This is a genomic window from Frigoribacterium sp. PhB160 (genome assembly GCF_003751785.1).
Classification (GTDB): domain Bacteria; phylum Actinomycetota; class Actinomycetes; order Actinomycetales; family Microbacteriaceae; genus Frigoribacterium.
Genome location: NZ_RKIE01000002.1, coordinates 1 through 24833, shown reverse-complemented (window position 1 = coordinate 24833; position 24833 = coordinate 1). Strand labels below are relative to the sequence as shown.

General features: G+C 72.0%; 20 protein-coding genes. 3 read left to right on the top strand and 17 right to left on the bottom strand.

Annotated features, from left to right (window positions below; genetic code table 11):
* Nucleotides 1-10: 10 nt before the first annotated feature.
* From EDF38_RS09110 to rpoB, 3 genes are all read right to left on the bottom strand, one after another.
* Nucleotides 11-550: a GNAT family N-acetyltransferase gene (locus EDF38_RS09110; RefSeq protein WP_123355871.1), complete on the bottom strand. Its 540-nt coding sequence runs from the start codon at nt 548-550 to the stop codon at nt 11-13.
* A 133-nt stretch (nt 551-683) separates the two neighbouring features.
* Nucleotides 684-4565 carry a DNA-directed RNA polymerase subunit beta' gene (locus EDF38_RS09105; RefSeq protein ID WP_123355154.1) on the bottom strand — a complete coding sequence of 1294 codons (3882 nt, stop codon included), beginning with the start codon at nt 4563-4565 and terminating at the stop codon, nt 684-686.
* Between the two features lie 49 nt (nt 4566-4614).
* The gene (gene rpoB / locus EDF38_RS09100) at nt 4615-8106 is read right to left on the bottom strand and encodes a DNA-directed RNA polymerase subunit beta (protein ID WP_123355153.1); all 3492 of its coding nucleotides are present in this window, start codon (nt 8104-8106) and stop codon (nt 4615-4617) included.
* Between the two features lie 389 nt (nt 8107-8495).
* Between rpoB and EDF38_RS09095 the strand changes: the two genes are divergently transcribed.
* Nucleotides 8496-9356, top strand: coding sequence for a spermidine synthase (locus EDF38_RS09095; protein WP_123355152.1), 861 nt, complete (start codon nt 8496-8498; stop codon nt 9354-9356).
* 58 nt (nt 9357-9414) lie between these two features.
* Here EDF38_RS09095 and csrA read toward each other — a convergent pair whose 3' ends face one another.
* The 13 genes from csrA to EDF38_RS16385 all read right to left on the bottom strand — a co-directional run bounded on the left by csrA (nt 9415) and on the right by EDF38_RS16385 (nt 21146).
* A complete protein-coding gene (csrA, locus tag EDF38_RS09090; RefSeq protein WP_123355151.1) occupies nt 9415-9675 on the bottom strand; it encodes a carbon storage regulator CsrA in 261 nt (86 codons plus the stop codon).
* A gap of 44 nt (nt 9676-9719) precedes the next feature.
* Nucleotides 9720-10904, bottom strand: a complete 1185-nt coding sequence (locus EDF38_RS09085; protein WP_123355150.1) for a hypothetical protein — start codon at nt 10902-10904, stop codon at nt 9720-9722.
* 1 nt (nt 10905) lies between these two features.
* Nucleotides 10906-12957, bottom strand: a complete 2052-nt coding sequence (locus EDF38_RS09080; protein ID WP_123355149.1) for a flagellar biosynthesis protein FlhA — start codon at nt 12955-12957, stop codon at nt 10906-10908.
* Nucleotides 12957-14210, bottom strand: a complete 1254-nt coding sequence (locus EDF38_RS09075; protein ID WP_123355148.1) for a flagellar biosynthesis protein FlhB — start codon at nt 14208-14210, stop codon at nt 12957-12959. The genes EDF38_RS09080 and EDF38_RS09075 overlap by 1 nt, the downstream gene beginning before the upstream one ends.
* 2 nt (nt 14211-14212) lie before the next feature.
* Nucleotides 14213-14965: a flagellar biosynthetic protein FliR gene (locus EDF38_RS09070; RefSeq protein ID WP_123355147.1), complete on the bottom strand. Its 753-nt coding sequence runs from the start codon at nt 14963-14965 to the stop codon at nt 14213-14215.
* Between the two features lie 10 nt (nt 14966-14975).
* Nucleotides 14976-15251 carry a flagellar biosynthesis protein FliQ gene (gene fliQ / locus EDF38_RS09065; protein ID WP_123355146.1) on the bottom strand — a complete coding sequence of 92 codons (276 nt, stop codon included), beginning with the start codon at nt 15249-15251 and terminating at the stop codon, nt 14976-14978.
* 1 nt (nt 15252) lies between these two features.
* Complete coding sequence (gene fliP, locus EDF38_RS09060) at nt 15253-16116, bottom strand: flagellar type III secretion system pore protein FliP (RefSeq protein ID WP_233572431.1); 864 nt, start codon at nt 16114-16116, stop codon at nt 15253-15255.
* 230 nt (nt 16117-16346) lie between these two features.
* Entirely contained in the window at nt 16347-17135 is a 789-nt protein-coding gene (locus EDF38_RS15885; protein ID WP_158613344.1) for a flagellar biosynthetic protein FliO, read from the bottom strand.
* Nucleotides 17136-17137: 2 nt separating this feature from the next.
* Nucleotides 17138-17863, bottom strand: a complete 726-nt coding sequence (gene fliN / locus EDF38_RS09050; RefSeq protein WP_123355145.1) for a flagellar motor switch protein FliN — start codon at nt 17861-17863, stop codon at nt 17138-17140.
* A complete protein-coding gene (locus EDF38_RS09045) occupies nt 17860-18807 on the bottom strand; it encodes a flagellar motor switch protein FliM (RefSeq protein ID WP_233572373.1) in 948 nt (315 codons plus the stop codon). Before EDF38_RS09045 ends, fliN begins: the two co-directional genes overlap by 4 nt.
* Nucleotides 18808-18853: 46 nt before the next feature.
* Nucleotides 18854-19906 (bottom strand): flagellar motor protein MotB, encoded by a 1053-nt coding sequence (locus EDF38_RS09040; protein WP_123355144.1) that lies wholly within the window; start codon nt 19904-19906, stop codon nt 18854-18856.
* Entirely contained in the window at nt 19903-20739 is an 837-nt protein-coding gene (locus tag EDF38_RS09035; RefSeq protein ID WP_123355143.1) for a motility protein A, read from the bottom strand. The genes EDF38_RS09040 and EDF38_RS09035 overlap by 4 nt, the downstream gene beginning before the upstream one ends.
* Nucleotides 20739-21146 (bottom strand): flagellar FlbD family protein, encoded by a 408-nt coding sequence (locus EDF38_RS16385; RefSeq protein WP_123355142.1) that lies wholly within the window; start codon nt 21144-21146, stop codon nt 20739-20741. The genes EDF38_RS09035 and EDF38_RS16385 overlap by 1 nt, the downstream gene beginning before the upstream one ends.
* Before the next feature lie 428 nt (nt 21147-21574).
* Here EDF38_RS16385 and EDF38_RS09025 point away from each other — a divergent pair, with 428 nt between their 5' ends.
* Together EDF38_RS09025 and EDF38_RS09015 are read left to right on the top strand one after the other, a co-directional pair.
* Nucleotides 21575-22198: a YitT family protein gene (locus EDF38_RS09025; RefSeq protein ID WP_233572430.1), complete on the top strand. Its 624-nt coding sequence runs from the start codon at nt 21575-21577 to the stop codon at nt 22196-22198.
* A gap of 390 nt (nt 22199-22588) precedes the next feature.
* Nucleotides 22589-23962, top strand: coding sequence for a reverse transcriptase family protein (locus tag EDF38_RS09015; protein ID WP_199734680.1), 1374 nt, complete (start codon nt 22589-22591; stop codon nt 23960-23962).
* Nucleotides 23963-23970: 8 nt separating this feature from the next.
* Here the strand turns inward: EDF38_RS09015 and EDF38_RS09010 are convergent, their stop codons facing one another.
* A complete protein-coding gene (locus EDF38_RS09010; protein ID WP_148061475.1) occupies nt 23971-24816 on the bottom strand; it encodes a hypothetical protein in 846 nt (281 codons plus the stop codon).
* Nucleotides 24817-24833 lie beyond the last annotated feature (17 nt).

The following is a 24833-nucleotide window of genomic DNA, read 5'->3' as shown; positions in this document are numbered from 1 at the left end:
GCCGCACGCGTCAGTCGAGCACGCGGTGGTACAGCACGTGGTCCTGCCACGTCCCCGCGATGCGCAGGTAGCTCGGCGCCGAGCCGAGCTCGCTGAAGCCGGCCGCGAGCAGCACCCGCCGCGACGCCGCGTTGTGCGGCAGGGCGCTCGCCTCGAGCCGGTGCAGCCGGAGGCGCGTGGCCGCCACCTCGACGACCGCCGTCAGCGCCGCCGTGGCCAGGCCCCGCCCGGTGCGCTCGCGGTCGACCCAGTAGCCGACCGACGCCTTCTGCATCGGCCCGCGGACGAGCTGGTTGAGCGAGATGCCGCCGACGACCTCTCCCTCCTCGACGAGGTGGAAGGGCTGCCCCTCCCCCGTCTCCGCCGCCGCGATCCGCGTCGCGAGCATCTGCCGCTGGCCGGCGACCTCGTAGAACGACGGCGGGCGGGCCGGGTCCCACGGCTCGAGGTGCGAGCGGTTGCGGCGGTAGGCGGCGGCGAGCGACGCGGCGTCCTCGAGCCGCGCCTCCCTCAGGGTGACGGTCGGGGTGAGGGCCTGCTCGAACTGCACCGACCGAGCGTACCGGGGGCGCACGACGACGGGCCCCGTCCCTCGCGTGAGCGAGGAGCGGGGCCCGTCGGTGGCCTGGCGGACCGGGGAGGCGCGGGTCAGGTCAGACCCTCGCCGCGCCTCCCGAGGCCGATCAGTTGTAGGTGCCGGGGGTGAAGTCGTCCGACGAGAACGAGTCGAAGTCGACGAAGCTGAGGTCAGCCTCGTTGAACGACGCGTCGTCCGTGAACACGCGGTTGGGGTACCGCTCGGCCTTGGCCTCCTCCGTCGCCTCGACCGAGACGTCGCGGTAGCGCGACAGACCCGTTCCGGCGGGGATCAGCTTGCCGATGATCACGTTCTCCTTCAGGCCGACCAGCGGGTCGCTCTTGCCCTCCATGGCGGCCTGCGTGAGCACGCGGGTCGTCTCCTGGAAGGACGCGGCCGACAGCCACGACTCGGTCGCCAGCGAGGCCTTGGTGATGCCCATGACCTCCTGGCGGGCCGACGCGGTGCGCTTGCCCTCGGTCAGTGCGCCACGGTTGATCTCGTTGTACTTCGACCGGTCGACGAGCTCGCCGGGGAGCAGGTCGGTGTCGCCGTGGTCGACGACGGTGACCTTGCGGAGCATCTGACGGACGATGACCTCGATGTGCTTGTCGTGGATCGGCACGCCCTGCGAACGGTAGACGTCCTGGACGCCCCCGACGAGGTGCTGCTGCACCGCACGGACGCCCTTGACTCGCAGGACCTCCTTCGGGTCGACCGCACCGGCGATGATCTGGGCGCCGAGCTCGACGTGCTGACCGTCCTCGACGAGGAGGGTCGAACGCTTGAGCACCGGGTAGATCACCGGCTCGTCGCCGTTGTCGAGGTTGAGGATGACGCGACGCGCCTTGTCGGTGTCTTCGATCGTGATGCGACCGGCACCGTCGGCGATCGGGGACGCACCCTTGGGGGTACGCGCCTCGAACAGCTCCGTCACGCGGGGCAGGCCCTGCGTGATGTCGTCGGCCGAGGCCGAACCGCCGGTGTGGAAGGTGCGCATCGTCAGCTGCGTGCCGGGCTCGCCGATCGACTGGGCCGCGATGATGCCGACGGCCTCGCCGATGTCGACCAGGTTGCCGGTGGCCAGCGAGCGGCCGTAGCACTGGGCGCAGACGCCGACCGCGGCCTCGCAGGTGAGGACCGAGCGGACCTTGATCGACTCGACGCCGGCGGCGACCAGCTGGTCGATGAGGACGTCTCCGACGTCCGCACCGGCCTCGGCCACGACCGTGCCCTTCGGGTCGACGGCCTCGGCCGCGAGCGACCGGGCGTAGACCGTGTTCTCGACCGTCGCGTCGCGCACCATGACGCCGTCGGCGTCGGGTGCGGCGATCGGAAGCTCGAGGCCACGCGAGGTGCCGCAGTCGTCCTCACGGATGATGACGTCCTGCGACACGTCGACGAGTCGACGGGTCAGGTACCCCGAGTCGGCCGTACGGAGGGCCGTGTCGGCCAGGCCCTTGCGGGCACCGTGCGTCGCGATGAAGTACTCGGCCACCGAGAGGCCCTCGCGGTACGACGAGATGATCGGGCGGGGGATGATGTCGCCCTTCGGGTTGTTCACGAGGCCTCGCATGCCGGCGATGTTGCGCACCTGCAGCCAGTTTCCACGAGCACCCGAGGTGACCATGCGGTTGATCGTGTTGTCGACCGGGAAGTTCGCCCGCATCTCGGCGGCGACCTCGTTCGTGGCCTCCGTCCAGATCTTGATCAGGTCCGCACGACGCTCGGCGTCGCTGATGAGGCCCTTGTCGAACTCGGACTGCACGGCCGCGGCCTGCTTCTCGTAGCCCGCCACGATCTCCGGCTTGCGCGGAGGCGTGAGGACGTCGGAGAGCGCGACGGTGACACCGGACCGCGAGGCCCAGTAGAAGCCGGCGTCCTTGATGTTGTCGAGGGCCGCGGCGACGGCGACCTTCGGGTAGCGCTCGGCGAGGTCGTTGACGATCGTCGAGAGCATGCCCTTGTCGGTCACCTGCTGGACGAACGGGTAGTCCGCCGGCAGGTTCTCGTTGAAGAGCGCACGACCGAGGGTCGTGTCGAGCAGGATGTCCTGTCCGACCTCGTAGCCCTCGGGAGCCTCGCCCTCGGCGAAGTGCACGCCGTTCATGCGGATCTTGACCATCGCGTTGAGGTCGAGCGTTCCCTGGTCCTTGGCGAGGATCGCCTCGGACACGGAGGAGAAGGCACGGCCTTCGCCGTTGGCGCCCTCGGTGACCGTCGTCAGGTAGTGCAGGCCGATGATCATGTCCTGCGCGGGCAGGGTCACCGGACGGCCGTCGGACGGCTTCAGGATGTTGTTCGACGCGAGCATCAGGATGCGCGCCTCGGCCTGGGCCTCGACGGACAGCGGCAGGTGGACGGCCATCTGGTCGCCGTCGAAGTCGGCGTTGAACGCCGCGCAGACGAGCGGGTGCAGCTGGATGGCCTTGCCCTCGACGAGCTGGGGCTCGAAGGCCTGGATGCCCAGGCGGTGCAGCGTGGGTGCGCGGTTCAGGAGGACCGGGCGCTCACGGATGATCTCCTCGAGGACGTCCCAGACCTGCGGGCGCGAACGCTCCACCATGCGCTTGGCCGACTTGATGTTCTGAGCGTGGCTCAGGTCGATCAGGCGCTTGATGACGAACGGCTTGAACAGCTCGAGGGCCATCTGCTTCGGGAGGCCGCACTGGTGCAGCTTGAGCGTCGGGCCGACGATGATGACCGAACGACCCGAGTAGTCGACGCGCTTGCCGAGCAGGTTCTGGCGGAAGCGACCCTGCTTTCCCTTGAGCATGTCGCTCAGGGACTTCAGGGCGCGGTTGCCGGTGCCCGTGACGGGACGACCGCGACGGCCGTTGTCGAACAGTGCGTCGACGGCCTCCTGCAGCATCCGCTTCTCGTTGTTGACGATGATCTCGGGGGCACCGAGGTCGAGCAGTCGACGGAGGCGGTTGTTGCGGTTGATGACGCGGCGGTACAGGTCGTTCAGGTCGCTGGTCGCGAAGCGGCCACCGTCGAGCTGCACCATCGGGCGCAGCTCCGGCGGGATCACCGGCACGACGTCGAGCACCATCGCGGCGGGCGAGTTGCCCGTGGCGAGGAAGGAGCTGACGACGCGGAGGCGCTTGATCGCGCGGATCTTCTTCTGGCCCTTGCCCTCCGAGATCTGCAGGTGCAGGTTCTCGGCCTCGGTCGCGAGGTCGAACGCCTCGAGGCGCTTCTTGATGGCCTCGGCGCCCATGTGGGCCTCGAAGTACATGCCGAAGCGGTCCTGGAGCTCGTGGAAGACGGCGTCCTCGGGCTTGAGGTCGCCGACCTTCAGCGTGCGGAAGTCCTCCCACACGCGCTCGAGGCGGTTGATGTCCTCGTCGAAGGACTTGCGGGTCTGGCCCATCTCCTTCTCGGCGACGTCCTTGGCACGACGCTTCTGGTCGCTCTTGGCGCCCTCCTCCTCGAGCACGGCGAGGTCGTCCTCGAGCTTCTTGAGGCGGTCGGCGATGCGCGTGTCGCGCTGCGACTCGAGCTGCTTGATCTCGAGGCGGAGCTCGTTCTCGAGACCGGGCATGTCGGCGTGACGGCCCTCGTCGTCGATCGAGATCACCATGTAGGCGGCGAAGTAGATGACCTTCTCGAGGTCCTTCGGCGCCATGTCGAGCAGGTAGCCGAGGCGCGACGGGACGCCCTTGAAGTACCAGATGTGCGTGACGGGGGCGGCGAGCTCGATGTGGCCCATGCGCTCACGACGCACGGACGACTTCGTGACCTCGACGCCGCAGCGCTCGCAGACGATGCCCTTGAAGCGGACGCGCTTGTACTTGCCGCACGCGCACTCCCAGTCACGCGACGGCCCGAAGATCTGCTCTCCGAAGAGGCCGTCCTTCTCGGGCTTCAGCGTGCGGTAGTTGATGGTCTCCGGCTTCTTGACCTCACCGTGCGACCAGGCACGGATGTTCTCGGCCGTGGCGAGGCCGATCCGCAGCTCATCGAAAGTTGTTGCTTCGATCAAAATTCAGTCCCTTGTCAGATGTATCGACGTGTCGTTGTGGGAGGGGGGCTTAGATCTCGTCGACGTTCGACGACTCGAAGCGGGAGGAGATGTTGATGCCGAGCTCTTCGGCGGCACGGAAGACCTCGTCGTCCGTGTCGCGCAGGCTGACCGTCTGGCCGTCGGCCGAGAGGACCTCGACGTTCAGGCACAGCGACTGCATCTCCTTGATGAGGACCTTGAAGCTCTCGGGGATGCCGGGCTCCTGGATGTTCTCGCCCTTGACGATCGCCTCGTAGACCTTGACGCGGCCGAGGATGTCGTCGGACTTGATCGTCAGGAGCTCCTGCAGCGCGTACGCGGCACCGTAGGCCTCGAGGGCCCACACCTCCATCTCTCCGAAGCGCTGTCCACCGAACTGCGCCTTACCACCCAGCGGCTGCTGCGTGATCATCGAGTAGGGGCCCGTCGAGCGAGCGTGGATCTTGTCGTCGACGAGGTGGTGCAGCTTCAGGATGTACATGTAGCCGACCGAGATCGGGTTCGGGAAGGGCTCTCCCGAACGACCGTCGAACAGCATCGTCTTGCCGGACGACCCGATGAGGCGGTCGCCGTCGCGCGTCGGGAGCGTCGAGTCGAGGAGGCCCTCGATCTCGCGCTCGGCGGCGCCGTCGAACACCGGGGTGGCGACCTTCGTGCCGGGAGCCGCGCTGAGCGCCTCCGGCGGGAGGTTCTTCGCCCACTCCTGGACGCCCTCGACGTTCCAGCCCTGCGCGGCGATCCACCCGAGGTGGATCTCGAGAACCTGGCCGAAGTTCATGCGGCCGGGCACGCCGAGCGGGTTGAGGATGATGTCGACGGGGGTGCCGTCGGCGAGGAAGGGCATGTCCTCCACGGGCAGGATCGTCGAGATGACGCCCTTGTTGCCGTGGCGGCCGGCGAGCTTGTCGCCCGCCGTGATCTTGCGCTTCTGGGCGATGAACACGACGACGCGCTGGTTGACGCCCGAGCCGAGCTCGTCGTCGCCGTCCTGCGAGTCGAACACCTTGACGCCGATGACCGTGCCCTGCTCGCCGTGGGGCACCTTCAGGGACGTGTCGCGGACCTCGCGGCTCTTCTCGTTGAAGATCGCGCGCAGCAGGCGCTCCTCGGCCGACAGCTCGGTCTCGCCCTTGGGCGTGACCTTGCCGACGAGGATGTCGCCGGGGCGGACCTCGGCGCCGATGCGGATGATGCCGCGCTCGTCGAGGTCGGCCAGCAGGTCGGGGCTGACGTTGGGGAGGTCACGCGTGATCTCCTCCTTGCCGAGCTTCGTGTCGCGGGCGTCGACCTCGTACTCCTCGATGTGGATCGAGGAGAGCGTGTCGTCCTTGATGAGGTTCTGCGACAGGATCATCGCGTCCTCGTAGTTGTAGCCCTCCCACGGCATGAACGCGACGAGGAGGTTCTTGCCGAGCGCGAGCTCGCCGTTCTCCGTCGCGGGGCCGTCGGCGATGACCTCGCCGACCTCGACGCGCTGGCCGGCGTCGACGATCACGCGGTGGTTGTAGCTGGCGCCCTGGTTCGAGCGGTCGAACTTGCGCAGGTAGTACTCCTGCGTGCCGCCCTCGTCGAGCTGCACGGTGACCACGTCGGCCGAGACCTCGGTGACCACGCCCGCGGCGTCGGCGGTGACGACGTCGCCGGCGTCGATCGCGGTGTAGCCCTCCATGCCGGTGCCGACGAGGGGGCTCTCGCTGCGGACGAGCGGCACGGCCTGGCGCTGCATGTTCGCGCCCATGAGGGCGCGGTTCGCGTCGTCGTGCTCGAGGAACGGGATGAGCGAGGTCGCGACCGACACCATCTGGCGCGGCGAGACGTCCATGTAGTCGACCTCGGCCTTGGCGACGAGCTCGACCTCGCCGCCCTTCTTGCGGACCAGCACCTTGTCGTCGACGAAGTCGAAGGCGTCGTTCAGCGGGGCGTTGGCCTGGGCGACGACGTAGTCGTCCTCCTCGGAGGCGGTGAGGTAGTCGATCGTCGTGGTGACGTTGCCCTCGACCACGCGACGGTACGGCGTCTCGATGAAGCCGAACGAGTTGATGCGGGCGAACGACGCGAGCGAGCCGATCAGGCCGATGTTCGGGCCTTCCGGCGTCTCGATCGGGCACATGCGGCCGTAGTGCGACGGGTGGACGTCGCGGACCTCGACGCCGGCGCGCTCGCGCGACAGGCCGCCGGGGCCGAGCGCGCTGAGGCGACGCTTGTGCGTCAGGCCCGACAGCGGGTTGTTCTGGTCCATGAACTGCGACAGCTGCGACGTGCCGAAGAACTCCTTGATCGCGGCGACGACGGGGCGCACGTTGATCAGGGTCTGCGGCGTGATCGCCTCGATGTCTTGCGTGGTCATGCGCTCGCGGACGACGCGCTCCATGCGCGACAGGCCGGTGCGGACCTGGTTCTGGATCAGCTCGCCGACCGCGCGGATGCGACGGTTGCCGAAGTGGTCGATGTCGTCGACGTCGAGGCGCAGCTCGACGGCCTGGCCGTCGCGGGTGCCGTCGATCGTCTTCTGCTCGGCGTGGAGCGAGACGAGGTACTTGATCGTCGCGACGATGTCGTCGACGGTCAGGACCGAGTCGCCGAGGGGGGCCTCGATGCCGAGCTTGCGGTTGATCTTGTAGCGACCCACCTTCGCCAGGTCGTAGCGCTTCGGGTTGAAGTAGAAGTTGTCGAGGAGCGCACGCGCGGCCTCGGCGGCGACCTGCTCGCCGGGACGGAGCTTGCGGTAGATGTCCTTGAGGGCCTCTTCCTTCGTGAGGATGGCGTCCTTCTCGAGGGTGGCCTCGATGGACGCGAAGCCCTGGAACTTCTCCGTGATCTCCTCGCTGGTCAGGCCGAGGGCCTTGAGGAAGACGGTGACGCTCTGCTTGCGCTTGCGGTCGATGCGGACGCCGACCTGGTCGCGCTTGTCGATCTCGAACTCGAGCCAGGCACCGCGGCTCGGGATGACGCGGGCCGAGTAGATGTCCTTGTCGGAGGTCTTGTCGGAGGCACGCTCGAAGTACACGCCGGGGCTGCGGACCAGCTGCGACACGACGACGCGCTCGGTGCCGTTGATGATGAACGTGCCGCGCTCGGTCATGAGGGGGAAGTCGCCCATGAACACGGTCTGCGTCTTGATCTCGCCCGTGAGGTGGTTCATGAACTCGGCGTTCACGTAGAGGGGGGCGGCGTAGGTCTTGCCGCGCTCCTTGCACTCGTCGATCGAATACTTGGGGTCTTCGAGCTCGGGAGCCGTGAACGACAGCTGCATCGTCTCGCCGAGGTCTTCGATCGGGGAGATCTCCTCGAAGATCTCCTCCAGGCCGGAGTGGAGGGCGAGGTCGGTGCGACCCTGCTCGGTCGCCTCGGCGAGGCGCGTCTTCCAGATGTCGTTGCCGACGAGCCAGTCGAAGCTCTCGGTCTGCAGCGCCAGCAGGTCGGGGACCGTCAGCGTGTCGGTGATCTTGGCGAACGAGAGGCGCGATGCGCCACGGCCGTTCTTGGGCGAGTTGGTGGATGCGGTGTTCGCAGCAGCCAAGGAAGTAACCTCCGTGGACCCCGTCGGGTCATCACTGTCGGACAGTATGAGTGGGTGTGGACGGCCCTCCCGCAGGCGGTCGGCCCTGGGCTCGAGGCTCGGGAACACGAGGTTCGCCAGCCTGGCCGAGGACCGGTGCCGGGTGCGCTCCCGCCGCGATATTCGGGAGCCGCCCGGAGGTGCGTCGTCGACCGAGATATGACGACGGGACGCACGGGGAGCGCAAAGGTCAATACTATGTCGGCCAGACACGCCTGGCAAGCCCTGTCGTTGACCTTTCACGCGACCTTCGGTATAAGCGCGGCGAGCGGTGCGTCATTCCCGCCGCGCGCCTCCTCGTGCACGTCTCCGCCGGGGCCTGGCGGCGCAGCCGTGGGAGGCTGGGCGGCATGGCTGCCCCGCACGACGACCCGCCCGTCGAGATCTCGATCGGCGCCGGGCTCGCCCGCGTCGAGGCCGACCGGCACCGCCCGGGCGCCTACACGTTGATCGTCGACGGCACCCCGCAGTCGCACGTCGACCTCGACGACCCGACGCACCTCGCCTTCGAGTACGTCCGCCGCATCGGGCACGCGATCGACCTGCTGCCCGAGGGGCCCGTCACCGCGTTGCACCTGGGGGCCGGGGCGCTGACCCTCCCCCGCTACGTCGAGGCGACGCGGCCGGGGTCGCGCCAGCAGGTCGTCGAGCTCGAGGCCGACCTCGTGGCCCTGGTGCGCGAGACGCTGCCGTTCCCGCGCGGGGCGTCGATCCGGGTGCGGTACGGTGACGCCCGCGAGGTGATGCTCAAGCTGCCGGCAGGGCTGCGCGGCACGGTCGACCTGCTCGTCGTCGACGTGTTCGGCGGGTCGCGGATCCCGGCGCACGTGACGTCGCTCGAGTTCTACTCGGCGGCGGCGGAGTTCCTGTCGCCGACCGGCATGCTCGTCGTGAACTCTGCCGACGGGGCCGGCCTCGCCTTCGCCCGGGGCCAGGCGTCGACCCTGTCGAGCGTCTTCGAGCACGTCGCGGCGGTCGCCGACCCCGCGACGCTCAAGGGCCGCCGCTTCGGCAACGTGGTGCTGGTCGGCTCGCCCTCGCCCCTGCCGACCGACCGCATGCCGCGCCTCTACTCGTCGGACCCGCTGCCGGCGAAGGTCGTGCACGGGCGCGAGCTGCGCGACTTCGTCGCCGGGGCGCCGGTCGTCACGGACGCGACCGCCGTGCCGTCGCCGGAGCCGTCGCGGAGCGTCTTCGGCGCGCGCGGCTGAGGGCGGCCGGGCGGCGTCGAAGCGAACGCCGAGTGCCGTCGCGGCGAACGGCCCGGGGCTACTGCTCGGGTCGGGGGCGCGGTGCCGGCGCGGGGGCGCCGAGCGCGGCGCGGAGGCGGGCCTCGGCGTCGTCGGGGGCGCGGGCGGCCTCGACGTTGGCCGCGGTCACGGCCTGGACGACCTCTTCGCGCTGGATCTTGACGCCGCGGGGGGCGTCGATGCCGATGCGGACGCCGTCGCCGCGCGAGTCGAGCACGGTGATGACGATGTCGTCACCGATGAGGATCCTCTCCCCGATCTTCCGCGTCAGCACCAGCATCGGGCCAGCTTAGCGACGCGGGCCCCGCCCGGGGAACCGGGCCGCTACCGCTCGCGCCAGCCGACCGGGACGCCGAGCAGGTGCACGGTGCCGGGCGTCGCCGTGTCGTCCTCGCCGACGACGGCCACCGCGGCGACGGGCTGCACGGCCCGCACGGCCTCGACCCAGCGCGACGTGTCGTCGTGCTTGCGGCCGACGTCGACGGCGACCCAGAGCTGGTCGGCGCCGATCGAGCGCAGGGCCTCGGGCGCGGCGTCGTCCCAGGCGAGGGCCGTCACGACCGAGGCGCCCTCGTGGACGCCGGTCGCCCGGGCGAGGATCGCGCTGCGGCGGTCGGAGACGTCGACCGAGCGCAGCCCGAACGACGAGGCCATCTGCGCCGCGACGCGGAACGCGTCCCCGGGGCGGCCGACGACGACCACGAGGTCGCCGGCGCCGCGGAGCACGCTCGGGGCGACCGCCAGGTCGCCGGAGGCAGCCGCGTCGGCGAGGCGCGAGGGGGACGAGGAGGCGGCGGCCGCGGCGAGGAACTCGGCGGCGTTCCTGAGGGGGCCGGGGCGCGCCTCCTCGATCTCCGGGTGCGCGACGGGTGCGGGCTCGGCGGCGATCCCGTTGAAGGTGAGGTCGTCCATGATGTCGGCGAAGGCGCCGGTGCGCGTGGAGACGTCGGCGTGGCCGGAGACGACCCCGTCGTCGGGGGCGCCCGCTGCGGCGGCCGCGGCGGCGCGGGCGGCCCGGCGGGGGCTGACGGCACGGTCGGCGGCGGGGGCCGCGGCTCGCGAGGCCGCCGATCCCCCGGCGAGCACCTCGTCGAAGTCGTCGCGGACGACGCGGGCGGCGACGGCGTCGCGGGCCGAGGCGATCTCGGGCGAGTCCGCGACCGGCACGACGCGCGCGGCGGCGCGGGCCGGCCCGGCGACGGACAGGGCGGCGGGGGCGGCGGACGCCCCCGCGTCCCACCCGTCGGCCGCGTCGGCGTCGGCGAGCAGGGCCGCGATGCCGGCTCGGGAGGCCGGCGGCGTGATCGTCACCCGAGCGACGGGCGCGTCGACGGTCGGGTCGGGCACCTCGACGGTGACCTCGTAGTGCTTGCGGGCCAGGAGGCCCCCGATGCCGCCGACGGTCACCTTCTGGGCGCCGACGATGCGGGCGCCCGGCCCGTGGACGCGGCGCACGTCGGCCCGCAGCTGCTCGATCGAGTCGCCGCTCATCACGATGGTCGTCGCCACGTCAGATCGCCCCGATCGGCTCGGCGGCGCGGACGACGCCGACGGTCTCGATGGTCGACCCGGCGGCGGTGGCCTCCTGGTAGGAGAGCACCGGCAGGCCGTTCTGCTGCGCGGACACCAGGCGGTGGATCGCGGGGCGGAGCGCGGGGGCGCAGACGAGCACGGCGCTGAGCCCCTGGGCCTCGACCGTGGCGACCGCGTCGCGCAGCGAGCCGAGCACCTGCTCGACGCGGTGGCCGTCGAGCAGGATCTGCGTGCCCTGGTCGCTCGGGCGCAGCCCCTCGAGCATCGACTGCTCGAGGCCCGGGTCGATCATGATGACGCGCAGCACGGTGCCGTCGAGGTAGCGGGCGGTGAGGGCGGGGCCGAGGGCCGCGCGGGCCGCCTCGACGAGCCCCTCGGGGTCGGTCGAGACCTTCGCGCGGAGGGTCAGGCCCTCGCAGATCCGCCCGAGGTCGTTGATCGGGATGCGCTCGGACAGGAGGCCCTGCAGCACCCGCTGCAGCTCGGCGAGCGAGAGCATGCCGGGCACGAGGTCGTCGATCGCCGACGGGTTGACCTGCTTGACGCCCTCGGTCAGCACGCGGACGTCCTCGCGGCTGAGGAGACGGGCGGCGTTGTCGGCGATCACCGACGAGAGGTGGGTGACGAGCACCGACACCCGGTCGATGACCGTCGCGCCGGTCATCTCGGCGCTGTGCCGCATCTCGGCGGGCACCCACTTGCCGGCGAGGCCGAAGACGGGCTCGATCGTGACCGTGCCGGGCAGGCCGTCGAGATGGTCGCCGAGCGCCAGCACCGAGCGCGCCGGGGCCTGTCCGCGGCCGGCCTCGACGCCGGCGATGCGGATCGAGTAGGTCGACGGCGGCAGGTCGACGCTGTCGCGGGTGCGCACCGGCGGCACGACGATGCCCATGTCGACCGCGATCTTGCGCCGCAGCGCCTTGACCCGGCCGAGCAGGTCGTCGGAGGCGCCGCTGACCATGTCGACGAGGTCGGGGGCGAGGAGGATCTCGAGGGCGTGCACGCGCATCTGCTCGAGCAGGTCCTCGGTGGTGTCGGTGGGGGCGGCCGGCTGGGCGAGCGCCTCGAGCTCGGCCTGCGCCTCCTCCGCCTTCGCCTTGGCGCCGAGGCGCTGGGCGATGATCAGCAGCGTCGCGCCGATGACGAGGAACGGGATGATCGGCATGCCGGGGATGAACCCCATGCCGATCGCCGCGACGCCCGCGATGCCGATCGCGATGCGCGACTGGCCGAGCTGGGTCGCCGCCTGCGAGCCCATGTCGCTGTCGGCGCCCGAGCGGGTCACGATCATGCCGGTGCTGACCGCCATCAGCAGCGCGGGGATCTGGGTGACGAGGCCGTCGCCGATGGTGAGGAGGCCGTAGTGGCCGAGGGCCTCGCCGATCTCCATGCCGTTCTGGATCGCGCCGATGGCGACGCCGCCGACGAGGTTGATGACGATGATGAGGATGCCCGCGATCGCGTCGCCCTTGACGAACTTCGAGGCGCCGTCCATCGCGCCGTAGAAGTCGGCCTCGGCGCTCACGTCGGCGCGGCGCTGCTTGGCGACCTCGTCGGTGATGAGGCCGGCGTTGAGGTCGGCGTCGATCGCCATCTGCTTGCCGGGCATCGCGTCGAGGGTGAAGCGGGCGCCGACCTCGGCGACGCGCTCGGCGCCCTTCGTCACGACGACGAACTGGATGATGACGAGGATGCAGAAGATGACCGCGCCGATGATGATCGAGCCGCTGACCGCGACGTGGCCGAACGCCGCGATGACGTCGCCGGCGTAGCCCTCGCCGAGCACGAGGCGGGTCGACGCGACGTTGAGGCCGAGGCGGAAGAGCGTCGCGACGAGCAGCAGCGACGGGAAGACCGAGAAGTCGAGCGGCTTCTTGACGAAGAGCGTCGTGAGCAGGATCACGAGCGCCAGCAGGATGTTGACGATGATCAGCACGTCGAGCATCGGCGCGGGCACCGGCACGACGAGCAGCAGCACGATCGCGACGACGCCGACCGGCACGGCGAGCTTGGGGAGTGTCTTCTTCATCAGGCGGTTCCTCCGGTGGCGGCGGGGCGGGAGAGCGAGGGGGCGGGAGGCGCGGGGCGCGCACCCGGGGCCGGCGACGGTCCGCCGCGGGCGACGCGCAGGGCCTTCGGCACGGCGTCGGCGGCGAGCGACTCGGGCGTGAGCACGGTCGAGACCTCGTCGGGGGTGGTGGGTCGGGGGTTGGCGTGGGTGCCGGCCACCGCGGACGAGCCGCGGGCCTTGAGGGCCATCACGAAGGTGAGGACCCGGGCGACCGGCGTGTAGAGGTCGACGGGGATCTCCTCGCCGAGGCCGCAGGAGGCGTGCAGGGCCCGGGTGAGCGGCACGTCGCGGACGAGCGGCACGCCGACGGACTCGGCCTGCTCGCGGATCTTGGCGGCGACCGCGCCCGCGCCCTTCGCGACGACGCGGGGCGCCGACTTGCCGGGCTCGTACTTCAGGGCGACGGCGTAGTCGGTGGGGTTGACCATCACCACGTCGGCGTCGACGATCGCGCCCATCATGCGGTTGCGGCTCATGGCGAGCTGGCGCGAGCGGCGCTGGGACTTGACCAGGGGGTCGCCGTCGCTGCTCTTGGCCTCGTCGCGCACCTCCTTCTTGGTCATGCGGGTCTTCTTGCGGTTGCGGCGCATGACGACGAAGACGTCGGCGACGGCGAGGAGGAGACCCGCGGCGACGGCCGCCTTGAGCAGGACGCCGGTGCCGGCCGCCGCCTCGGCGAGGAGGGCAGAGACGCTCAGCCCGCCGCCGCTCATCAGCACGGGCATGAGGCCCTGCACGGCGAACCACAGCACGAGGCCGACGACGGTCGTCTTGATGAGGGCCTTCGCGCCGTTCCAGAGGGCCTGGGTGCCGAAGGTCGTCTTGAGGCCGGTCAGCAGGTTGAACTGCTGCCAGTTGCCGGTCATCTTCTTGACGTGCACGCCGCCCTGCACGATCGCGGTGACGAGCACCGCGACGCCGACGACGGCCAGCATCGGCCCGATCGTCGCGGCCATCGAGCCGACGCCGTCGCCGAGCAGCGACACGACGGTGACGTCGTCGGGGTGGCGGATCACGCGGCCGATCGAGAAGAGCTGGTCGGTGCCGGCCTCGGCGCCGCGCTGGATGGTGCTCGGGATCATGACGGCGGCCGCGCCGACGCCGATCCACGCGCTGAGGTCCTGCGAGCGCGAGAGCTGCCCCTTGGAGTGGACCTCCTTCATGCGCTTCTGCGTCGCGTCCTCGGAGCGCTCGCCGCTGTCGTCCGCCATGCCTACCTCACCCCCAGGACCATGTCGGAGGCGTCGCCCGTCAGGCCGTCGACGACGCCGGGCAGGGCGAGGAAGACGCCGCCCGCGAGCATGACCGTCATGAGGATCTTGAGCGGGAAGCCCATCGCGTAGGCGTTGAGGGCGGGGGCGACCCGGCTGAGGAGGCCGAGCCCGACGTCGGCGAGGAAGAGCACGACCGCGAGCGGGCCCGCGATCTGCAGCGTCGCGAGGAACATCTGGCCCACGCCGTGCGCCATCAGCTCGACCGGGCGCGACAGGTCCATGCCGAGGCCGATGGGGAACGCGTCGAACGAGCGGGTCAGCCCGCCGATCAGCAGCTGGTAGCCGCCGCTCGCGAACATCAGCGCGAGCGCCGTCATCTGGAACAGGCGCGTGAACTGGGCGCCGTTGACCATCGACTGCGGGTCGAACGCCTGCGCGAGCGTGAAGCCGCCGAACAGGTCGATCAGGCTGCCGGCCGACTGCACCGCCGAGAACACGATGAAGACGAGGAACCCGAGCACGGCACCGACGAGCAGCTCGAGCACGACGGCGACGACGAACTGGCCCGTCGCGAGCGACTCGTAGCCGGGCGTCACGCGCGGGGCCACGGCGATGCCGAGGCCGACGCCGAGCATCGCCTTCACGCGGCCGGGGAAGGCCTTGTACGAGAAGGGAGGCGCGATGACGATGAACGCGGTCATGCGCACGGCGGCCAGCATCGTGGCCTCGAGCCAGCTGAGGTCGAAGGTCATGTCGCGTCGCCTAGCCGCCGCTGAGCAGCTGGGGGATGCGGTCGAAGACGGTCGTGGTGAACGTCACCATCTCGCTGATCATCCAGTGCCCGCAGACGATGAGGGCCACCGCGACGGCGACGGCCTTGGGCACGAACGAGAGGGTGACCTCCTGGATCTGGGTGATCGACTGCAGCAGCGAGATGGCGAAGCCGACGACGAGCGACGTGATGAGCACGGGCGCGGCGAGCTTGCCCGTGATGACGAGGGCCTGGATCGACAGGTCGAGGACGGCGTTGGAGTCCATGTCAGGCACCTACCTGGTAGCTCTCGATGAGGCTCTTGATGATGAGCCCCCAGCCGTCGACGAGGACGAACAGCAGGATCTTGAAGGGCAGCGAGATCATGACCGGCGGGAGCATCATCATGCCCATCGACATGAGCGCGGCGCTGACGACGAGGTCGATGACGAGGAACGGGATGAAGATGACGAACCCGATGATGAAGGCGGCGCGCAGCTCGCTGATCATGAACGACGGGATGAGCGTGAGCATCGGCACGTCGGCCTGGGTGTCGGGGTTCGGCTGGTTCGCCGAGCGGGTGATCAGCGCCAGGTCCTCCTGGCGCGTGTGGGCGAGCATGAACTCGCGCAGCGGCGCGGCGCCGGCGTCGATCGCGCCCTGGAAGTCGAGCGTCCCGGCCAGGTAGGGCTGCACGGCGTCGTCGTTGATGTGCCCGAGGATCGGCCCCATGATGAACAGGCTGAGGAACAGGGCGAGGCCCGCCAGCACCTGGTTCGGCGGGATCGACGGCAGCGCGAGCGCGTTGCGGGTCATGGCGAGCACCACGAAGATCTTGGTGAACGACGTCATCATCAGCAGCAGCGCCGGCGCGACGCTCAGCAGCGTGATGCCCAGCAGCGTGACGACGGCCTGGCTGGGGGCGCCGTCGGGGCCGTTGAGGTCGATGCTGAGGCCGCCGTCGCCGCCGCCGGTGGTCTGCGTCTGCTGCGTGTCGGCGAAGTCGGTCGGCGTCGTGCCGCTGGTGCCGCTCGTCGCGCCGTCGTCGCCGGGCACGGTCGGCTCGACCGGGGCCGTCGGCGAGACGGGGGCGGCGGGCGCGGCCGAGGCCGTCTGGCCGATGAGCATGACGAGACCGGCCGCGACGACCATGGCGAGCAGGCCGACGACGACGAGGCGCGCGAGGCGCGTGTCGGCGAAGCGGACGGGGGCGGCGCCGACGCCGCGGCCGACGCCGACGTAGGTGCTGCGGCGGATCGGCGCGGCCGACGCCCGGGCGAGCTCGCGGCCGCGGAGGCCGTCGCGCACCGTGGGCAGCACGCGCGCCGTGAGGGCGGAGGCGAAGGAGGCGCGGGCAGGGCGGGCGGGCAGGGCGCGGCCGGTCATCCGGCGCGCCTGGAGCGCAGGGCCGCCGCCGCCTGGCGCCAGGTGCCCGCCGACAGGATCGAGCCCTCGAGCGACGACGACGCCGTGCGGGTGCGGCCGGCGCGGGTCTCGGCGGCGCGGGCGGTGCCGGGCGTGCGGACGGCGGCCGCCGCGAGGGCGTCGGCGCCGCGGCGGGCGTAGCGGGGCTGGTAGGCGACGGGCGCCGGGGCGGCCGGGGCCGCGGCGCGGGCGGTGCGGCGCTCGGCGCCGCGGGGGCGGAGCAGCGCGGGCTCGGCCGGCGCGGGCGCGGCGGGGGCGGCGGCCGGCTCGGCAGCAGCAGAGGGTGCGACGGCGGGGGTGGCGGCGTGGGCGGCCAGGACGTCGTCGAAGGAGACGACGGCGGCGGGTGCGGCCAGGGGGGCGGGCTGGGCGGCGAGGGGGGCGATCGGGGTGACCCGCGCCTCCTTCGCGGCCTCGGGGGCCACGGGCACGGCGGTCGTCGCCTCGAGGGCGGACGACGGCGACGACTCGACGAGGGTCAGCGCGGGCTCGACGGGCGCCTCGGAGGCGGTGAGCACGGTGACCGACGACTCGGTGACGCCGAGCACGAGGCGCTCGCCCTCGACGTCGACGACGACGACGCTGGCCTTGGCGCCGATGCCCTGGCGGCCGACCACGACGACGGACGACGAGGCCCGGCCGGGGCGACGGACGCCCTTCGCGATGCGCTTCTGCAGCACCCACAGCAGGGCGAGCACGACGCCCAGGGAGAGGGCGACGCGCAGCGCGACGAAGAGCGTGTCCACGATCAGGCGACGTCGGCGACGTCGAGGATCTTGGTGATGCGGACGGCGTAGTCCTGGTCGACGACGACGACCTCGCCGTGCGCGATGAGGCGGCCGTTGAGCAGCACGTCGGCGGGGGCGCCGGCGGAGCGGTCGAGCTCGATGACGGCGCCGGGCTCGAGGCCGAGCACGTCGCGCACCGACATGCGGGTGCGGCCGATCTCGACCGTCAGCGCCATCTCGACGTTGTTGATGCGGCTGAGGTTGCCGGCGATCGAGTCGAAGAGGGGCGACGAGGAGGCGCGGGCCGGGTCGGCGCCGACGGTCCCGTTCTCGCGGATGCGGATCGCGAACCAGCCGGCCGGCTGACCCGCGGCGGTGAGGTCGAAGACGATCGTGTCGGGGTCGGCGAGCAGCGCGTCGGCCGGCTCGCGACGGCTCTCGCCGAGCACGCCCGCGCCGAGGACGCCGGTCGCGGCCTCGAGGGCGGGACGCAGGACGTCGTTGATCGAGACGAGGGGCGAGTCGGTGCCGGCGGCGGCGGTGAGCTGGTCCATGTCGACGAGCACGAGCGCCGTGTCGGCCGAGACCGAGCCGACGAACGAGGTCGTGACGACCGTCGACGCGGCGCTGCGGCGACCCTGCGCGAGGGAGGCCTCGAGCGGCACGGCCCGCAGGGGCGACGGGGTGGGCAGCGCCGTGACGAGCGCGTCCGCCGCGGCGGAGTGCAGGGTGATGGTGCCGGTCATGAGGTTCCTTCTTCGGTGCCGGTGAGGGACGTGGAGACGACGATGCCCGCGAGGCGCGAGCCGTTGGCGCCGACCGCGGCACGGCCGACGACCTGGCCGTCGACGGTGATCTCGAGCGGGCGCGACTGCGGGTGCGGCAGGGGCAGGAGGTCGCCGACGGCGAGGCCGAGCACGACGCTCGGGCGGACCGTCGCGGGCGTGAGCTGCAGCGCGACCCCGACCGGGACCGTGGCGAGCTGGGCGCCGAGCAGCTGGCGGGCGTCGGAGGAGTCGACCGTGGGGTTCGACTCGCCGAGCTGGGGCAGCAGCACCTCGGCGGGGATCGCCACGGTGCCGAGGGCGGCGCGCTCGCCGACGCGGATCTCGAACGACGCGACGATCATCAGGTCGGACTTCTGCGCGGCCTGGGCGAACTGCGAGTTGTACTGGAAGCCGCCGACCGAGATGGCGTCGACGAGCAGCGAGCCGAAGGAGTAGCGCAGGTCGTCGAGGGCGTCCTCCATGAGGCGGCGGACGAGGGCCTGCTCGACGGGCGTGAAGGTGCGCTCGGGGCTGACGGCCGGCTTGGCGGCGCCCAGCATGTGGCTGACCCAGCCGAGGGCGGCCGAGGTCGGGAACTGCACGACGGCCTTCGGGCCGACGCCCGCGAGGGGGCAGAGCACCATGGCCGTGGTCGGCGGCAGCGAGGAGGCGAACTCGTCGTAGGTGAGCATCTGCACCTGCTCGCAGGTGACCTGCGAGAGGACGCGCACCTTGGCCGTGAGCTGCGTGCCCCACTGGCGCGCGAAGGTCTCGAACGCGAGCTCGAGCACCCGCGAGTGCTCGCGGGCGAGCGTCGTCGGACGACGGAAGTCGTAGACCTCGACCTGCTTCGCGGCGCGCGCCGACGGCACGACCGGCGCCGGGGCGGCGGGGCTCGTCAGGACGGGGTCGAGGAGTGTCACGGACGGACCTATCGGCCCGCCCGCCCGGCACGTTAGGAGCGGTTCGTCAGTGCCCCCCGGACTGGGACGCCTCCTCGTCGTGGCTGCTGCTCTCCTTCTTCTTCTCCGTCGTCTTCTCCCCGGTCGTCTCCCCGGTCGCCTTCTTCTCGGTGGAGGCCTCCGCGGTGGTGGCGGCGGGGGCCTCGGCGGTGGTGTTCCTGCTGGCCGGCACCGCGCCTCCGGCGCTCTCGGCCGCGGCCTCGAGGCTGGGCAGCAGCGCGCTCACGTCGTCGGACTGGTTCGACAGGACGACGATGTCGACGCGGCGGTTCGACGCGAGGTCGGCGTCGGTGCCGCCGGTGGCGAGCGGCCGCGACGAGCCGAAGCCGACCGCCTGGATGTGCTCGTCCGCCATGCCGCCGCGCTCGACCAGGTCGCGCAGCACCTGGGTGGCGCGGGCCGACGAGAGCTCCCAGTTCGTGGCGAAGGGGGCGGTCGAGCTGCGCTGGTCGGCGTGGCCCTCGACGCTGACGTCGTGGCCCGAGGTCGCGAGCACCGGGGCGATCGCGTTCATGACCGCCTTCGCCTGGCCGCTGAGGTCGGCGCTGTTCGTGCCGAAGAAGGTCTCGGTGCCGACGAGCCGCACGGTCAGGCCGCGGGCGTCCGTCGCGAACTGCACGTCGGCGCTGAGGCCGGAACCCTCGAGGTTGCCGGCGATGGCCTCCTTGATGGCGGTGAGGTCGTCGAGCTCGGCCTGCGCGGCGGCCGTCGCGGCGGCGGCCTGCTCGGCGGTCTGCGCCTCGCCCGACGCCGCGGCCTTGCTCATGTCGGTCTCGTCGCCCGTCGAGTAGCCCTCGCCCTCGGCGGTGACGTCGTCGAGGGCGACGACCGTGCCCGAGGCCGTGTCGACCTTGCCGACGTCGGTCTGCCCGAAGCCGGTCGCGAGGCTGTTGCGGAGGGCGATGTACTTGTCCTGGTCGACGCTCGACATGGCGAACAACACGATGAACATGCACATCAGCACGGTGACCATGTCCATGTACGAGGCGAGCCAGCGCTCGTCGGGGTGCTCCTCCTCGGCGTGCCCCTTCTTCTTCCGGCCGCCGCGGCTGCCGCTCACGCTGCCAGCCCCTGGTCGTCGGCGCCGGCGCCGACCTTCGCGCCCTTGCCCGGCTTGCCGCCCTTGCCGCCCTTGCCGTCGACGAGGGCGTGCGTCGGCACCATGGCCTTGAGGCGCTCGCCGAGGAGGCGCGGCTGGCTGCCGGCCTGGACCGCGAGCACGCCCTCGATCAGCAGCGTCATGCGCGCCTCGTCGAGGTCGGCCAGCTTCTTGAGGCGGCCGGCGAACGGCAGCCAGAGGAAGTTGGCGCTGAGCAGGCCCCAGAGGGTCGCGACGAACGCGGCGGCGATCAGCGGGCCGAGCTCGTCGGGCGAGGCCAGGTTCTCGAGCACGTGGGTGAGGCTCACGACGGTGCCGATGATGCCGACGGTGGGGGCGTAGCCGCCGAGGCTGTTGAAGAACTTGCTCGCGACGCGGTCGGCGGCGAGGCGCGACTCCATCTCGTCCTCGAGCAGGATGCGGAGCTCTTCGCCGTCGGTGCCGTCGGCGATGTTCTGCAGCGCGCCCTTCATGAACTCGTCGTCGGTCTTCTCCGCCTCGGCCTCGAGCGAGAGCAGGCCCTCGCTGCGGGCCTTCTCGGCGAGCGCCACGATCTCGTCGATGACCGACTGCGGCGGGATGACCTTGCCGGTGAAGGCACGCGGGATCTTCTTGAAGCTCAGCATCGCGTCCTTGATCGTCGTGCCGGCGATGCCGACCGCGATCGTCGCGCCGAAGACGAGCAGCATCGGCGCGGGCAGCAGCAGGCCCTCGACGTGGACGCCCTCGAGCTTGATCATGCCGAAGAGGGCACCGAACGCGAGGAGGATGCCGATGATCGTCGCCGGATCCATCAGCGCACCTCCGCCGGGCTCGTGGTGAGCGGGGAGGACGTCGTGACGGTGCTGCCGGCGGCCGCGGTGTTGTTGGCGGCCGCGGTGGGCTGCGGGCCGGTCGGGAAGGGCGAGACGCGACCGCCGCCTCCGGAGCCGCGGACGATGCCGAGCTGGGGACCGGTCGAGGTGCGGCCGCCGAGGGGCTGCGTGGCCGGGGCCGTCGCCTGCGGCTCGTCGTAGGCGAGCGAGACGATGCGGGCGCGGTAGCGGGCGATCATCTCGATCACCTGGGCCATGGGCTCGGTGACGATGTACTTCGCCCCGTCGACCATGATCAGCGTCGTGTCGGGCGTCTCGTGGATGCGCTCGATCAAGTCGGGGTTGACAGCGAATCTGCTGTCGTTGAGTCGCGTGACGATGATCATCGGCCCGTCCTAGGTCTGTGTCTCCCGCCGCCGTCCGTGGGGCAGGTGAGCGCTCGTCCTGAGCTGCTCAGGAGTGACTATCGACCGGAGGCGCGGGGCCGTTAGGTGCCGGAGCGCACCCGTCGCCATGGTGCGTGACACCGCACATATCAGTCGTGATCCGATCGTCGTCGGAGGAGAGCCCTGCCCACCTCGCGCCCCTCGCCCCACGCCCTCGTGAGCACTGACAAGATGTCTCGGTGACCGACACCCCCGCGAACGACGGCACGCGCGACGCCACCCCTGTCGCCCGGCCCGCCTCCTCCCCCAGCCCGACCGGCACCGCCGGTCCGACCGGCTCGACGCCGACGTACTCGACGCCCGGGTCGACCGGGCCCGACGCCGCGCTGTCGCCCGACACGGCGACCCCGCTCGTCGACGACCCGGCCCTGACCGAGGTCGCCGCGACCGCCGACGCGAACCGGCACACGCTCGCCGAGAACGTGATGGGCGTGATCACCGGGGTGTTCATCGCCTCCTTCGGGCTGTTCCTGCTGAAGGAGAGCGGCGCCGTCTCGGGCGGCACCGCCGGCCTCGCGCTGCTGATCAGCTACGCGACGCCCGTGTCGTTCGGGCTGCTCTTCCTGCTCGTGAACGTGCCGTTCTTCGCGCTCGCGCTGTGGAAGAAGGGGCTCGCCTTCACGCTCCGCACCGTGCTCACGGTCGCGATGGTGTCGGCCTTCTCGTACCTGCACCCGTTGGCCCTCGGCATCGGGCAGATCAACCCGGTCTACGGCACGCTCGGCGGAAACCTGCTGATCGGCGTCGGCCTGCTCATCCTCTTCCGCCACGGGGCGAGCCTCGGCGGCATCAACATCCTCGCGCTGATCCTGCAGGAGAAGCTCGGCTGGCGGGCCGGCTACGTGCAGATGGTGGTCGACGTCGTCATCGTGCTCGTCTCGCTCACCGTCGTCAGCCCCTGGGTCGTGCTCGTCTCCGCCGCCGGCGCGGTCGTGCTCAACCTCGTGCTCGCGCTCAACCACAAGCAGGGGCGGTACCTCGGGCGGACGTAGGGCGCCGGTTCCGCGGACGCGGGGCGGGTGCCCGGCCCGACGACGCCTCCGTCGCGGGGCGGAGGGCGGGCCGCGAGGGTGGCGGGCACGGCCGGGGCGCCGCTACGGTGTGGCCGTGCGACGACGGGGTGACGAGGCGGGCGGCCTCCGCGTGAGGTCGTCCTCTCCGGGGCAACCCCGGGGCACGCAGTCAGACCACGGCACCGCTCCCCGAGCCGGTCACCGCGCTCCGCGCGGCGGGCGGCACGGACCGACGCACGAGTCGTCACCCCGTCGCCGCACGCCCGCCTCGGCCCGCCCGCTCGTCGGCGACGGCGGGCCCGCACCCGGCCGGGGGCTCGTCCCCGACCGCTCTCGCACGCTCGCCGTCGACCTCGAGGTCGCGGCCGCGTGACCGGAGCGCCCGACGCCGTCGCGCGCGGTCTCGCACTGGCCCTGCTGGCCGTCGCGGACGCCGACTGGACCGAGCCCGGTCTCGTGACCGCCGCCTCCGACGCGCTGGGGCTCGAGCCGGGCGACGTCGACGCCCGCTGGCTGCCGGGGCTGGCGCACGAGGTGCTCCGACGCTTCCCCCGGCCGCCCCGCGACGAGGCGCGGCTGCTCGCCGTCGTCGTCGACCGGAGCGGGGCCCTCGGCCGGGGCCGGGAGCGCGCCCGGACCGAACGGCGCGCGCTGCGCGTCGTCCACCCCGGCGTCGTCGCGCCCGGCCGGACCGAGACCGACGATGCCGGTGCCGGTGCCCCCGACGGCCGACCCGAGCTCCGCGGCGTCGGTGACCTCGCCGCCCTGCTCGGCCTGACGATCGGCGAGCTCGAGTGGTTCGCGGACACGCGGCTGTGGAACCGACGGCACCCGAGCGGCCCGCTGCAGCACCACCGCTACGAGTGGCGGGCGAGGCCGGGGCGTACCCCGCGCCTCCTCGAGGTGCCCGGGTTCCGGCTGCGCGACCTGCAGCGCGTCGTCCTCGACCGCGTGCTGGCGGGGGCGCCCGTGCACGACGCGGCGCACGGCTTCGTGCCGGGTCGCAGCGCCGTCACGGGCGCGGCGGTGCACCAGGGCAGCGAGGTCGTCGTCGCGCTCGACCTGCGCTCGTTCTTCGCGCGGGTCACGGCGACGCAGGCCTACGGGGCGCTCCGGCGCGAGGGGCTGCCCGAGCCCGTCGCGCACCTGCTCGTCGGGCTCTGCACGAACGCCGTGCCGGCCGCCGTGCTCTCGGCGATGCCGCCGGGAGGCGAGCTCGACGAGCGGGTCGCCCTCCGCCGCGCGCTCGCCGTGCCGCACCTGGCGCAGGGCGCCCCGACCTCGCCGGCCCTGGCCAACCTGGCGATGAGGAGGCTCGACTCGCGCCTCGCCGGATGGGCCGCCGCCGCGGGCGCCCGCTACACCCGCTACGCCGACGACCTGTCGTTCAGCGGCGGCCAGGAGGTCGCCGCCCGCGCCGACGCGTTCGTGCGGGGCGTCGGCCGGATCGTCGCCGACGAGGGGCACGAGCTCAACCCGCACAAGACGCGCGTGCGGGGCGCGGCGACGCGGCAGACGGTGACGGGGATCGTCGTGAACTCCGGGACGAACGTGACCCGCGCCTCCTACGACCGGCTGCGGGCGATGCTGCACAACGCCGCGTCGACCGGGCTCGAGGCGCAGGACCGGGGCGGGGAGCCCGACTTCCGCGCCCACGTGCTCGGCCGCATCGGGTGGGTCGAGCAGCTGAACCCGGCGCGCGGGGCACGCCTGCGCGAGCTGCTCGCCCGCGTGCCCCGCTGACGCTGCCGTCAGCGGGCGCGGTGCCGCAGGACGGCGCGGGGCGGGGACGCAGGAGGCGCGGGCCGGCCCGCCGCACCTCCGGCGTCTCCGGTCGTGGCGGCGTGCTCGTCCCCGGCCTCGGCCGTCAGCGACTTGACGACGCGTCCGGCGAGCAGGCCGGAGACCGCGGCGATGGCGATGAACGTGCCGGGCTTGCGCGCCGCGTACGACTTCACGTCGTCGAGCAGGCTGCCCGGGTCGCGACCCTCGAGCCAACCGGCGACGCCGTGGGCGCGACCGGACAGGTTGCGGACCAGCTCGCCCGCGATGCCGCTGTCGGCGGAGTCGGCCATCGAGCCGAGCTGGTCGCCGACCTGGCGGAGGCCTGCCGCGGCCTTCTCCTGTTGGGCGCCGGCCTGCTCCTTGAGCTCGCCCGTCGCCTGGCCGAAGAGCTGCTTGGCCTGGCCGCCGGCCTCGGAAGCGACCTTGGAGACCTGCTCCTTGGCACTGCCCGCGACGTCGGAGGCCGCGGACTTCGCGTCGTCCGCGACGCCGGCCGCCTCGTCCTTCGCTGCGCCGGCCTTGGCCTTCGCGGTGTCGGCGGCGCCGGTGCCGGTGCCGGCGTCGTTGCCGGTGTGGTCGTGCCCGAGGTGCTCCTCGACGACCGGGGCCGCGGTCGCGCTGAAGTCGCTCGCCGTCGCGTCGGGGTCGGTGATGTCGGCGTACGCGCCGACCTGGTCGCCCAGGTCAGTCACGGCGTCGTCGCGGCGCAGGTGGTCGTGCCCGGAGGCGGCACCGCGAAGCGGCTGCCCCTCGGAGGTGGTGTCGTAGACCGCGGTGGACGGGTCTCCGTCGTAGCGTTCGTCGTCGCTCATGTCGTGCCTCTCGGATC